The sequence below is a fragment of the Fodinibius saliphilus genome (assembly GCF_005869845.1).
In the GTDB taxonomy this organism is placed as follows: Bacteria; Bacteroidota; Rhodothermia; order Balneolales; family Balneolaceae; genus Fodinibius; species Fodinibius saliphilus.
This window is the reverse complement of record NZ_VAWF01000004.1, coordinates 1-12,309: the sequence shown is the minus strand read 5'-3', so window position 1 is coordinate 12,309 and position 12,309 is coordinate 1. Positions and strand designations below refer to the sequence as shown.

Annotated in this window: 12 protein-coding genes and 4 tRNA genes; 9 read left to right on the top strand and 7 right to left on the bottom strand. The window is 40.8% G+C overall.

Annotated elements, in window-relative coordinates; all coding sequences use genetic code 11:
• Positions 1–55: 55 nt before the first annotated feature.
• The 7 genes from FCN14_RS12970 to FCN14_RS12940 all read right to left on the bottom strand — a co-directional run bounded on the left by FCN14_RS12970 (position 56) and on the right by FCN14_RS12940 (position 8,327).
• Positions 56–1,405 carry an MATE family efflux transporter gene (locus tag FCN14_RS12970; RefSeq protein WP_138431720.1) on the bottom strand — a complete coding sequence of 450 codons (1,350 nt, stop codon included), beginning with the start codon at positions 1,403–1,405 and terminating at the stop codon, positions 56–58.
• 178 nt (positions 1,406–1,583) lie between these two features.
• The gene (locus FCN14_RS12965) at positions 1,584–5,471 is read right to left on the bottom strand and encodes an ATP-binding protein (RefSeq protein WP_138431719.1); all 3,888 of its coding nucleotides are present in this window, start codon (positions 5,469–5,471) and stop codon (positions 1,584–1,586) included.
• 43 nt (positions 5,472–5,514) lie between these two features.
• Entirely contained in the window at positions 5,515–6,489 is a 975-nt protein-coding gene (locus FCN14_RS12960; protein WP_138431718.1) for a 2-hydroxyacid dehydrogenase, read from the bottom strand.
• A 2-nt stretch (positions 6,490–6,491) separates the two neighbouring features.
• Positions 6,492–6,911: a hypothetical protein gene (locus FCN14_RS12955; protein ID WP_138431717.1), complete on the bottom strand. Its 420-nt coding sequence runs from the start codon at positions 6,909–6,911 to the stop codon at positions 6,492–6,494.
• Positions 6,912–6,920: 9 nt separating this feature from the next.
• On the bottom strand, positions 6,921–7,331 hold the full coding sequence (gene rsfS, locus FCN14_RS12950) for a ribosome silencing factor (RefSeq protein WP_138431716.1): 411 nt from the start codon (positions 7,329–7,331) through the stop codon (positions 6,921–6,923).
• 6 nt (positions 7,332–7,337) lie between these two features.
• Positions 7,338–7,790, bottom strand: a complete 453-nt coding sequence (locus FCN14_RS12945; RefSeq protein ID WP_138431715.1) for a LytR C-terminal domain-containing protein — start codon at positions 7,788–7,790, stop codon at positions 7,338–7,340.
• A gap of 12 nt (positions 7,791–7,802) precedes the next feature.
• Positions 7,803–8,327: a hypothetical protein gene (locus FCN14_RS12940; protein ID WP_246043172.1), complete on the bottom strand. Its 525-nt coding sequence runs from the start codon at positions 8,325–8,327 to the stop codon at positions 7,803–7,805.
• Positions 8,328–8,688: 361 nt separating this feature from the next.
• Between FCN14_RS12940 and queA the strand changes: the two genes are divergently transcribed.
• The 9 genes from queA to FCN14_RS12895 all read left to right on the top strand — a co-directional run.
• Positions 8,689–9,735, top strand: coding sequence for a tRNA preQ1(34) S-adenosylmethionine ribosyltransferase-isomerase QueA (queA, locus tag FCN14_RS12935; RefSeq protein ID WP_138431714.1), 1,047 nt, complete (start codon positions 8,689–8,691; stop codon positions 9,733–9,735).
• A gap of 7 nt (positions 9,736–9,742) precedes the next feature.
• Entirely contained in the window at positions 9,743–10,435 is a 693-nt protein-coding gene (ispD, locus tag FCN14_RS12930; protein ID WP_138431713.1) for a 2-C-methyl-D-erythritol 4-phosphate cytidylyltransferase, read from the top strand.
• A gap of 3 nt (positions 10,436–10,438) precedes the next feature.
• Positions 10,439–10,912 carry a 2-C-methyl-D-erythritol 2,4-cyclodiphosphate synthase gene (ispF, locus tag FCN14_RS12925; protein ID WP_138431712.1) on the top strand — a complete coding sequence of 158 codons (474 nt, stop codon included), beginning with the start codon at positions 10,439–10,441 and terminating at the stop codon, positions 10,910–10,912.
• A gap of 4 nt (positions 10,913–10,916) precedes the next feature.
• Positions 10,917–11,537, top strand: a complete 621-nt coding sequence (locus tag FCN14_RS12920; RefSeq protein ID WP_138431711.1) for a DedA family protein — start codon at positions 10,917–10,919, stop codon at positions 11,535–11,537.
• Positions 11,538–11,695: 158 nt separating this feature from the next.
• A tRNA-Thr gene (locus FCN14_RS12915) sits at positions 11,696–11,767 on the top strand.
• Positions 11,768–11,832: 65 nt separating this feature from the next.
• Positions 11,833–11,915, top strand: a tRNA-Tyr gene (locus tag FCN14_RS12910).
• Between the two features lie 6 nt (positions 11,916–11,921).
• A tRNA-Gly gene (locus tag FCN14_RS12905) sits at positions 11,922–11,994 on the top strand.
• A gap of 29 nt (positions 11,995–12,023) precedes the next feature.
• Positions 12,024–12,095: transfer RNA gene (locus tag FCN14_RS12900), tRNA-Thr, on the top strand.
• Positions 12,096–12,158: 63 nt separating this feature from the next.
• On the top strand, positions 12,159–12,309 hold a 151-nt coding region (locus FCN14_RS12895), incomplete at its 3' end, for a GTP-binding protein (protein ID WP_246043186.1).

The window sequence follows — 12,309 nt, the reverse complement described above, 5'->3', positions numbered from 1 at the left end:
TAGTATTGATAAGGTGAGGAGGGAAAGTGAACAATCGATTGTTAGACTGAAAATATTACTGTTTCGTAAGGATGTAGAATCGAATGTTGTGAAGGATCGCAGCAATGGTAAGACCGGCGATAAGTCCCATCCAAAGACCTTGCGGACCAACATCTCGAATAATACCGAGGTAATAACCCAAGGGTAAGCCTACCATCCAATAAGCAATAAAATTAACAATCATTGGGATAGTGGTATCCTTGAGTCCGCGGAGAGCGCCATATCCGCTTACTTGCAAGCCGTCAGAAATCTGGAAAATAGCAGCCATATAAAGTAGGCTTATGGCTACATCCTGTACGGCTTTGTCTTGAGTATAAATACTGGTAATAATATCCGGGAAAAGGTAGATGATAACAGCGGTTACACACATAAAAGAGGTGGCAAGACCAATTCCGACATATCCGCGATGGCGGGCTTCAGGCATATTTCCTTTACCGATGGCATTTCCGACACGGGTAGTAATAGCCGTAGAGAGTCCAAAGGGAACCATGAAGGTCATGGCAGAAAAGTTAATAGCCACTTGGTGACCGGCTACAGCAACAGCACTGAGCGAACCCATTAGCAAGCTGACAAGTGCAAACATAGTTACTTCCATAGTAGAGCTGAGTCCGATGGGAATACCTACTTGTAGAATCTCTTTGAGATATTTCCATTCTGGCAATCGTAAAGAGGAGAAAATATCGAAACGGTGGTAGGGTTTGTGTTTCATAGTAAAGAGAAGCATTCCCATAAACATTACATATCCGTTTACGGCCGAGGCATAGCCGCAACCTATGGCTCCCATTTCCGGGAAGCCCAGCTTGCCGTACATAAAGATATAGTTAAAGATAATGTTGATAAACACACCAAGGAGTGCAAAATACATGGCAGGGCGGGTTACGGACATCCCTTCGTTGAAAAAACGCAGTGCCATATAGCCTGAAATACCAAAGACGCCCCATGAAATGGCATCCAGATAACCTTGTGCTATGGGAATGATGGAAGGAGTGACATCCAGAAAGTGCATCACAAACTCCAGGTTTCGAATCAGGAAGAATACCGGCAGGGCAAGAATAAGACAGAGCCAAAGACTTTGGCGAACATTGACCCCAATTTCTTTGAGGTTGCGCCCTCCCACAAGTTGTGCAACAATAGGGGTGATGGCCATCAGGATACCCGCAATTAACATCATAAAGGGAATGAATATAGCTCCGCCGACGGCTACCGCTGCTAAATCTTCGGCAGATAGGTTACCTGCCATCACGGTATCCACAAAATTCATTGACATCTGTAGCAGCTGGGCAATGATTACAGGAAGCCCAATCTTTAGGGTCATGCCTGCTTCTTCGCGAATTTGTTGTTTTTGAGATCTAAAATAAGAGAGCATCTGCAGAGAAAAGGCTTTGCTGTTTTGGCAGTAAAAAGATCAATCCTAAATAATCGCTAATGGTACAAAAAAAGTAGTGGAATAGTAAGGGTAAGAAAAACTGAAATACTTGATGCCTTAATGAACCAAGGTTGGCGTGTCTAATCTGATATAAAGAGGGGAAACCTCAAATATTTGATCAGTTTTTAGGTAATTTTATAACAAAGGTTGTACCTTCTCCTTCAACCGAAGCAAAGCTGATACTCCCTTCATGAGCCTCTATTATTTTTTTACAGATGGCTAGTCCAAGTCCTGTACCGCTGGATTTTGTAGAGAAGTTGGGAACAAAAATATTGTCACGATTTTCTTCCTCAATACCCATTCCATTATCTTCAATCTCTACAAAGACATGCTGCTTCTGATGGTAGATACGAAGAATGATTTCCCCTTTTTTATCATCGGTTATAGCCTCGTAAGAATTTTTAACCAAGTTGATGAGTACCCTCTTAAGCTCATCTTTTATGGCTTTTATGTAGATCGTATCACTTTCAGATTCTAGGTTAATACTTACTTCCTCGTCATGCTCATAAAGGTCTGCTACTGATGAAGCAATTTCCACAATATTTACCTTTTCAAAGTTATCATCAAGGGGTTGAGAAAATTTTGAAAAGTCAGATGCTATATTATTTAGAGACTGAATCTGCTCAATAAGATTAGCCGTAATTTTTTGAATCTTCTTTTTAAGTTTTTCCGGACTTTGTGTACCGTCTTTGAGTTGTCGCTCAAGGTGTTGTACGTTGAGTTTCATCGGTGTGAGCGGATTTTTAATTTCATGTGCAACCTGTTGGGCCATCTCTTTCCAGGCAGCTTCGCGTTCGGCAGCAGCTAATTCTTTTTGCAGTTTTTTGAGCCGCGAGACCATATTGTTATAAGCATGGGCAAGGTTCCCAATTTCATCATTACTTGTGACTGGGATCTCGGTATCCAGATTACCGGCTGATATTTTATTAAGACCACGCTGAATATAAAAAAGAGGGCGGGTTAGTCCTTTAGAGATGAGGGTAGAGGCAAGAATAAATAATCCAAAAACAAACAGGTATATAAGAATGAGATAGCTGGTAGTTTCTAATAGTTGCTGGTCATATTTAGGAGATTGTAGAAATGTTGGTATTGCTATGGTACCTATAGGATCGTTTTGCTTATCAAAAATGGCTCGATATCCTATAAGGAGTGACTGGTCAGCTAAAGTGACAGTTGAAAATACATCGGTTTGCCGTTCTTTATACAGCTTCTCATATATATTGTAGGGTAAAGCTGAAGGTAAAAGATGTTGTTGATATATCTGTGGGGTCGTAGTCTCTGAAACAGTACGTTCATTATAAAAACTGGCGTCTACATTGAGAGCAGAGGTAAATGTATCAAGAGAGTAGGTGCGATTTGAGACGCTGTTAGAAGATGTGTTTTGGTTTAAGGCAACGGTGGTCGATAGACTTTCTAATTTATCGAAGAGCTCTTGTTTTACGATATCTTGGTTTTGTTGTTTAATTGCATAGTGCGAGGTTACAATCAGGAAAATAAGAAATACCAGGGTAGCCAGAAGAAAAGTATCAAGGATACGATCTTGAAATCGCTTGTCTTGACTTAATAACGAACTACTGTTTGGAATGATAGCCTGTCTTATGGTCATTAAAAGACCACTGGCAACTAGCAGTATAAAGCTAAATCGAAAAAAGGTGAATAAAATGACACGATAATCCGATAGGGTGGTACTGATTTTAATAGTTTCGTCTTCAGAGACTTTCCATAATAATGTCCTGTAATTATACTCGGGGGTTTTTTTGTTAATATAAATAAGGGAATCTTTTTGTAGCGCCTGAACTTCGGAGGTTTCTAATGTTCGGGAAGAATGCAAGTTTCCGGTATAACCTTGATGGGTTGAATTGATTATTTCACCCTCTTCATATTTTTGCATCAGGTAAGCTTTGTTCCAGTCTTCATAGGTTAGTGAAGCCATAACAGCCCGTATTGGTTTGTTAAATTCGGGCCGTTCCTTATAAATAGAGCATAAGATCCAAGCAATAGGAGTCTCTCCGGAGTTTCCAAAAACTGGGATCCATCCCCGATAAAAAGTGTGATAATCTTGTTGATTTACAAGTTGTGGGCGTTGCACTATAGGATGGAGGGATGACCTTGTTATCTGCTCAATGTCAGTAACGCTTTTTAGGGTAGGGATATTATAGATCTGAGTCCAGTTGGGAGAATTTAGGTCAGTTGCGTAGTCAGCAATAAGAGTTCCTGCTCCATCAATAAGCTGTAGGTTAAAAGAATAGGTATTCCATTCCGGGGATATAAAATCTTGAATGGTCTGGGTAAAGCGGGCTTGCAGGGCCGAACGACTTTCCTCTAGCTCTGTTGTAGATATATCACGGTACTGTTTTTCAAGAGCAGTAAGAATATCTTTTGTAAGCTTTTCGGCCTGCGGGTCATCTTTTTTTGCATAGTCTTGGGCTGTTTCAAATAGTTTTTTATCTACGTTATTTAATGAGGCTTCGTAGAGTACAGGGATACAAAGGCCGGCAATGATAAAACTTCCTATAATAGCTTTTCGGAGCTGAGACATTTCATAAACCCACTGCCTATAGCGAAAGTAAAGAATAGAAACCCCGAGTATTAGACAAAAGCTTAGAAATGTGATAGCAAAAATTGTATCCAATGGTAACCCTAATGGCAAGATAAGGGATGTTGAAAACACACTTATGATCAATGATACAGACAGTATGGTAACTGTAAGTCTAAAATGCTCGGAAGTCGCTCGAAGAAGAAGACGATTAAATGTAACAATGACGATTGCTAATGCAAGCACAGTAGTACCCATAGCAAGATAGAGAATAATGGTTCCCCATTGGGGTAGTATCTGTAAGTCGAGCAGAGGGATTTTGCTGGCTAAGCTATCATAGTATAAGAGGTTAAAAACACTAAGAATGCCAAAGGCATTAATACCTCCTGCTATACTGGCGAATAGTATGGAACTTAAATAGGAATCAGGCCCTACCCGTTTTTGAATTCGATTAATTTTTCTTGCAATAGTGACGGCACTGATAAAAGAAAAGAGGGCATTTGTGCAAGTAAAGCTAAGACTTTCTACCATAGCTCCTGAACTTTCAACAGATAAACCAGAAAGTGTTAAAACCCAGTAAGCTAACATGTTAGTATAGTATAATATGCCCCAGCCTATCCCAATAAATAAAAGCTGTAGGAATAACCCTTGCCATAAGGAGAGTCGATCTGCTGCCCAGAATAGTAAACAGCTAAGTATGACAAAACTAAACAAGGCAAATACAGAGCGCCAAAACCGGGTACCCTGCTGCCACTCTTTTTGTGTCTGTTCAAACTTTTCAGCTGTAGCGTAAGCCAATCCAACCGAGTCACCTTCTACGTTTTTAAGCGGTTGGCTTGCTACATAATCAGCAGATGGAGAGCTAAAGATTGTGAAACTGAGTGGGTAAGCGGATGATAGTTCCTCAGAGTTGAACAAATTAAATTCATTGCGATCACCTATGGGAAGAGGATTACTCTGACGAACCCTATAGGTAGTTAGTAGGTTGTAATTTGTTGTTCCAGAACTGTCTTGTACGCTAAAGGGGACATGGAATTGCCAATATATGACATTATTGTGCTTTTGAAGAGATATGCTTCCTTCCTTTTGGTCTTGGGTTAGTGACGAAGCTTGTTCGTTTCTAAGCGCAAAACCATTCCAAACAATAGGTTGTTCTGCTTGATATAAGGCAGTACTCCAGAATTGTGGAAATTGGTTAACTGTACTATGTAGTCGTTCTCTAGCACGTTCTTGTAATAAGCGCTGAAGCGTTGCTGCTAAACTTTCGGTATCACTGAGTAACTGTTTTTGTTTAGAAAGAAAGAAGTTAGATGCTTCGGTGAGGCTTTGTTCTATAATTTCTTCATTCTGTACTTCGGAGGGTTTTACACCATATCGCCATCCTTCTAGTACCAGTAAAGTGAGTAGGAGCCCCAAGAGGGTCCATCCCAAAAGATGGTTGAGCCGGTTGGTATCCAGAAAATTATTCATAAAAGATAGTTCAGTTCAGCAGATAACTGAATATGAACCGAAATTAGGGCTGAATCAAGTTGGGAATCTCGGAAATGGGTTTTCCGTTAAGCACTTTAATGATAGCATTTGCCGAAAGCATACCTATATCCTCACGTGTTTTGTAGCTGGCACTGGCCATGTGGGGGGTAAGCAGGCAATTGGGGGCGCTATGCAACTTGGGATGTACTTCCGGTTCGTTTTCAAACACATCAAGTGCCGCTCCCCCAATTGAGTTATTATGTAATGCATTTGCTAAAGCTGATTCATCTACCACAGGACCACGTGAAGTATTGATCAGGATAGCATGGTTTGGCATTATGGATAGTATTTCAGCATCAATAAGCTGTTGGGTTTCTTCTGTGAGAGGACAATGAAGAGTTAGAAAGTCAGAGATTTCAGCTAGTTTTTTATGAGAGGAGTAGTAGGTAGCTTCTAATGTTTTTTCGGTCTTTTTTTCTACCCGGTTCCTATTGTGGTAAATAATATTCATCCCCATTGCACGAGCACGTTTTGCCACCCCCTGTCCTATGCGTCCCATTCCAATGATGCCAAGTGTTTTATTCTTTAATTCCATGCCCAGAAACCCCAATGGTTCCCAGCTTTCAAATTTGCCATCTAGCAGGTATTGTTGAGCATCATAAAAACGCCGGGCTACTGCCAACATTAATCCAAGGGTAAACTCTGCACAAGAATCCGTTAACACCCCGGGTGTGTTGGCTACTTTAATACCGTGCTTTTTTGCAGCCTCCAGGTCTATATTGTTATAACCAACAGCATGATTTGCTACTACTTCGAGGTTGGTTGCTTCCGATAATACACTTTGAGTGATGGGGTTTGAAAGCATCGGAAGAATAGCATGATAGGGAGAAATATCTTTTTTAAGCTGTTCTTCGGAATTGTAGCGACCTCGCTCTCCTACATCTATTGTAAAGTGTTTTTGTAGTTCTTCTATAACCGAAGGTATAATTGGCTCAGTAACTAATACGCGTTTCGCCATGATCAATAACTATATTCAGTACCGTTTACAATAATAGTTGAGTGATTGGAAAGTTGCTTCTCAGAAAACTTATCAAAAATAAAATTGAAAGGAGTCAATACCTGTGCGCACATGGTTTCAGGATTTCTCCACGCTGTTATCTCTAATGATAGATGATCTTCATTTACACTGTGAGTCGTTTCGTGAAGTTGGGTGCAGGCATCAGGAAAAGTACCACTAATTAAAAGGGCAGGCCCCTTGACAGTACTTACTTTTTTTACAGAATCAATATATACGGTAGCATTCTCGTGTGGTATTTCATTGGGTTGTTGTAGAGTTACAAGGTGTTCGTATTCTTCAGGAGAATCTTCTTTATTATTAGAAGATGAAGCGCAACCGGCTACAGTAATAAGAGTGATGATTGACAGGTAGATAAATTTCACAACTTTTAATTATTCATCTTCAATTTTTCGGATTGATGCATCATTCCACATTCGTTCGAGAGCGTAGTATTCACGGAGTTCTTTTTTGAATATATGTACGACTACATTTACATAATCTAGAATTACCCAGCGTCGTGTTTCTCTACCTTCTTCTTTCCAAGCCCCTTCGCCAAGTTGTTCTTTAGTTTCTACATTCACATTATCTGCGATAGCCTTAATTTGAACATCGGTTTGTGCATGGCAGATAACAAACTTGTCAGCAAGGGTAGTAAGGCCATTAACATCTAGAACGACAATATCTTCTGCCTGTTTATCTAACAGGGCCTCTGTAATTACATCAATTAATTTATCGGCGTCAGCCGTTTTACTGTCATCGACAGTAGAGAATTGTTGGTCTGCTTTCTGAGAGCTGTTGGTCATATAGTATTATTTGAGTTTGAGAGATTGGTAATCGGATCCAATTACAACGGTAGCGTCTAAGTAATAATCTTCAGATGCTTCTATGAAAATATTCTCTGGGGCAATGCCCAGGGCATCGGCAACGCGATGAGCGTTTTCTGAATCAAAATTTCGTGCTATTACAACGGTATGTTGCATATCAAAGTTCTTGAAATTGCCCGTTTCTACTACATCAAAACCATTTTTACGTAGAGTAGAGGTAAAGTTATTGGCAAGTCCGGCGACACCGCATCCGTTTAAAACTTCTAGCTGGATGACATCGCCAATGAGGTCCGTATTATCTTTTGCCCGTTGATTTTCAATTCGGGGATAGATTATGCGGGTAAACAACCCAAAAAGAAGTAATACCAATAGCAGGCTTAAAAAGCCGATAACAGCATTAAGTGCAAAAGAATGAGATTCGCTGTTTTTGGGACTCATTTATTTGTGTTGTCAATCGTAAATTGGATCATTAAAAGGAGAGTTATAAGAATTACGGTATAAGCCAGAAGACCACGGATTCATACCATAGCTGGGGACCTGTTGGAAATGAATGCTGATATTACTTTTATCACTAATCTTGTAATTAAGTTCCGCATTTCGGATTAAAAACTTCATATCCATGCCAGCATTATTGTTAGGCATAAAGCTGTTTCCGAAAGGAGAGTGCAAAACCTGTAAATCAACCCGTCCGGTTAAATCTTCTGAAAAGAAGAACTGCATTGTGTTTGTATACGCATTCAAGTTTTGGAACTGTCCACCCCAGCTGGTAAAATTCATAGAGTATGAGTGGTTCATCTGCATATTAAACAGATTGCTGAAGTTGGCACCTTTGCTGGGGTTCTCCTTTACGACAGGGCCCATTAGATCAGTTGAACTGGTTTGTTGATCACGGAGTTGTGCATGTGAAACAATGCTTAAACTAAATACAAATAATAAGCACAGCGTGATAACAGATATATAAGAGGTGTTCTTCATAATTGATACCAATATTGGTTAAGTGCCTAACATTAAAATAATGTTTTCAGCAGTAACAAAATATAATAAAGTATTAAGCTACAATAAAGAGGTTGCTTTGGTCTTGTATGGACTTAACGGTTTCTATAAAGGTTTTATTTTTTATTAAGTTGTAGTTGCCCGATGTATTGTTGGGTATTGGTAAGGTTTTTTAAAAAAATATTGATTTGTTGAGAGAGGATTGGGCAGTGTAGTAGAGGTGGTTTTTAGAACTTAAATAATGACACTTGTCCTGCGGGCTAAAATCGAGTATATTTGGAACGCTTTTCAATCCAACAAAAATGCTGGTTCATAAAACCAAATAAAAGGCAGTAGTTCGATAATGAAACTTACCGATTTTAAGTTTGATACAGATGATTATAATGTTCCCGAAAAACCCGTTCAGCCCAGAGATGCGGCTAAATTAATGGTTTTGGATCGGGAGGAACAGACAATCTCTCATGAGAAATTTTCCGATATTCATAAATATATGAACGAGGGCGATGTGCTCGTTTATAACGATACCAAGGTTTTTCCGGCGCGCTTAAAAGGTAAAAAAGAGAAGACTGATGCCGATATTGAAGTCTTCTTGCTTCGTGAGTTGGTGCCTGAAAATATGTTGTGGGATGTGCTTGTTGAACCTGCTCGTAAAATTAGGATTGGGAACAAGCTTTATTTTGGCCCGAACTTAATGGCCGAAGTGATCGATAATACAACCTCTCGGGGGCGTACAATCCGATTCTTGTTTGAAGGGACGAATGAAGACCTTTACCATATTTTGGATAATATCGGTGAGATGCCATTGCCCCCATATATCGAGCGAGAAGCAGATGAAGAAGATAAAGAGCAGTACCAGACAATATTTGCAAAAGAGCGAGGCTCGGTTGCAGCACCTTTTGCGGCTATGCACTTCACCGATGAATTGGTTGAGAAACTAAAAGACAAAGGGGTGCAAATGTTACCAATAACTATGCATATAGGATGGGGAACATTTCGACCGTGCGAGGTCGAGGATCTGACAAAACACAGAACAGATTCAGAAAACTATTATATCTCTGAAGAAACATCTGAAAAGATAAATGAAGCATTGGCCAGTGAAGAGAATAAGGTTGTAGCATGTGGTACAACAGCAGTTCGTACTATCGAAACTAGTATAACAGCCAGTGGAATTTCTAAGCCGGGTACCGGTTGGACCGATAAGTTTATCTTTCCGCCATATGACTTTAAAATTACGGAAGGAGTTATTACCAACTTCCACCGCCCTGAATCTACAATGTTGATGTTAGGTGCAGCTTTTGGGGGCTATGATTTTATAATGGAAGCTTATGAAGAAGCTCAAGAGAACGATTATCGCTTCTTTGCCTTTGGCGATTCAATGTTGATTATATAACAAAATAGTGACTACAAAATCTCTCATCATTCCGGCAGCCGGGTCGGGAAGTCGGATGCAAAAAGAGACTCCCAAGCCTTTTTTAGAGTTGTCGGGAGCCACCATCTTAGAGCATACTGTTCGTCAATTTCTATCGTTGGATGGGTTGGTTCAAGTAGTAGTAGCTACTTCAGATGAGTATCTTAGCCATGCGAATACCATTCTTGATAAGGTATTGCCTGAAGATGTAAAAGGGTATTCTGTTTCCGGAGGTGATGAGAGACAAGATTCTATCCGCAATGCCTTAGCTGTGTTGCCAGATGTTGATCTTGTTATGATTCATGATGCGGTTCGGCCCTTTGTCGAGGCAAAACGGATTGTTGAATGCTGTAAGGAGGCACAGCGTTCTGGTGCTGCCATATTGGGGGTGCCGGCGAAAGATACTATCAAGCGGGTTGATGACAGTCAATTTGTAGAAGAAACGCCCGACCGAAACTTTTTGTGGCAGGCTCAAACGCCTCAGGTTTTTCACAAAAACGTTATTGTTAAGGCTTTCGAGAAAGCTAAGAGGGATCGCTTCTCAGGCACCGACGATGCTTCGTTGGTTGAGTACCTGGGGCGCAAAGTAAGAATAGTGAAAGGGAGTCAAACCAACTTTAAAATTACTTATCCCTTGGATTTGGATATTGCTCGTATGTTAATTGAAAAAAAGACAGGATAAAAAATGCGTATTGGCTACGGGTATGATGTACATCGTCTTGAGGCGGGCTATTCGTTGATTCTCGGGGGGGTCAAAATTCCTTATGAAAAAGGATTGGTTGGTCACTCCGATGCGGATGTGTTGCTGCATGCCATTGCTGATGCCCTGCTAGGTGCTTGCGCTTTGGGAGATATTGGCCAGCATTTTCCAGACACTGAAGAAAAGTATAAAGGAGTTGATAGTCGAATTCTTTTGAAAAGAGTTTCCGGGCTGGTCAAAAAAGAGGGATATATAATTTCCAATATTGACGCCACGGTGGTGGCTGAGCAGCCCAAACTTGCGCCGCATATTTCAGAGATGCGTAGCTGTATAGCTAAAGACCTTAAAATAGATCTGGATCAGATATCTGTTAAGGCAACAACTTCTGAAGGGGTTGGATTTGAAGGGCGCGAACAAGGGATATCTTCTCGGGCTGTAGTACTGATTGAGGAGGTTTAGTAATATGGTTGAGAATTTTATTCAAGAGTTTGTTGACCTTATTAATGCCCTGCCGCCGCTGAGTATTTACACAGTTTTTTTCTTAGTAGCTTATTTTGAAAATGTGATACCACCTATCCCAGGTGACGTGCTGGTAGCGTTTGGGGGGTACCTGGCCGCGGAGTCAGTTATTGGCTTGGTTCCTATGCTACTGTTAACAACTATAGCTTCAGTTTTGGGTTTCATGAGTATGTACTGGATTGGAAGCCGATGGGGTACGCAGATAGAGCTAAATAATAAACGGATCTGGTTGCTTCGTTTTATCCCGTTGAAGTATATTAATAAGACGCGATCATGGATGCAGCGTTGGGGCATGGGGGTGGTACTGGCAAATCGTTTTTTAGCGGGTACGAGATCTGTTATCTCGTTGACGGCCGGTTTGAGTCATACCCGGATAACACCCACAGTTATTAGCTCTGCTATAAGTTCTATTCTATGGAATGGAATTTTGCTTGGTTTTGGATGGGTCGTGCACGAGAATTGGAAGGTCATAGGAGATTATCTTTCATTGTATGGGAAAATTATATTGGCTGGTATCGTTTTATTTATAATTGTTCGGGGTGGGATCTATTACTATCGCAAATGAAGCCACTTTTTGGTTAGAACGATCTCTTTTGAAGAAAAAGAATTTATTTTTGAATTCAGTGTTGACAAAAATGTAAACAGTACTTAGTTTTCGAGTCTTTCGACCAGAGGCTGATCTTCGAAAGAAATCAGCGGTAGAGAAAGTTATTATCTCGATAAGCCAACGTAGCTCAGGGGTAGAGCAGCTGTCTTGTAAACAGCCGGTCGTCGGTTCGAATCCGGCCGTTGGCTCTCAAGAAAATCGAGATTTGATCTACTCTGTCAGGTCGAATATTTTTTTGACATATTGATGACGCGGGGGGATACCAAAGCGGCCAACTGGGGCAGACTGTAAATCTGTTGTCGTGAGACTTCGTAGGTTCGAATCCTGCTCCCCCCACAATAAGCGGGCGTAACTCAATTGGTAGAGTGTCACCCTTCCAAGGTGAATGTTGCCGGTTCGACTCCGGTCGCCCGCTCATCCCCTTATCGGGGAGCGCACCCAAAAGCCGTTATAGCTCAGGGGTAGAGCACTTCCATGGTAAGGAAGGGGTCGTCGGTTCAATTCCGACTAACGGCTCACGATGTGTTATAATTATTACAAGGATGATTATTTAACAATTAACTGTAAACTCATTTAGCCATGGCAAAAGAGACATTTCAGCGAGATAAGCCGCACGTAAATATAGGAACGATTGGTCACGTTGACCACGGGAAAACAACCTTGACAGCTGCTATTACAACGGTAATGGCTAAGCATCACGGCGGAGTTGCCAAGCAGTTTGTCGATATTG

Excerpts from the sequence above, each read along its gene's own strand:
- FCN14_RS12920 (WP_138431711.1), top strand. The coding sequence starts at position 10,917 with ATGGTTGAGAATTTTATTCAAGAGTTTGTTGACCTTATTAATGCCCTG.
- FCN14_RS12940 (WP_246043172.1), bottom strand. The coding sequence starts at position 8,327 with ATGAAGAACACCTCTTATATATCTGTTATCACGCTGTGCTTATTATTT.
- queA (WP_138431714.1), top strand. The coding sequence starts at position 8,689 with ATGAAACTTACCGATTTTAAGTTTGATACAGATGATTATAATGTTCCC.
- ispF (WP_138431712.1), top strand. The coding sequence starts at position 10,439 with ATGCGTATTGGCTACGGGTATGATGTACATCGTCTTGAGGCGGGCTAT.
- FCN14_RS12965 (WP_138431719.1), bottom strand. The coding sequence starts at position 5,471 with ATGAATAATTTTCTGGATACCAACCGGCTCAACCATCTTTTGGGATGG.
- rsfS (WP_138431716.1), bottom strand. The coding sequence starts at position 7,331 with ATGACCAACAGCTCTCAGAAAGCAGACCAACAATTCTCTACTGTCGAT.
- FCN14_RS12945 (WP_138431715.1), bottom strand. The coding sequence starts at position 7,790 with ATGAGTCCCAAAAACAGCGAATCTCATTCTTTTGCACTTAATGCTGTT.
- FCN14_RS12970 (WP_138431720.1), bottom strand. The coding sequence starts at position 1,405 with ATGCTCTCTTATTTTAGATCTCAAAAACAACAAATTCGCGAAGAAGCA.
- FCN14_RS12960 (WP_138431718.1), bottom strand. The coding sequence starts at position 6,489 with ATGGCGAAACGCGTATTAGTTACTGAGCCAATTATACCTTCGGTTATA.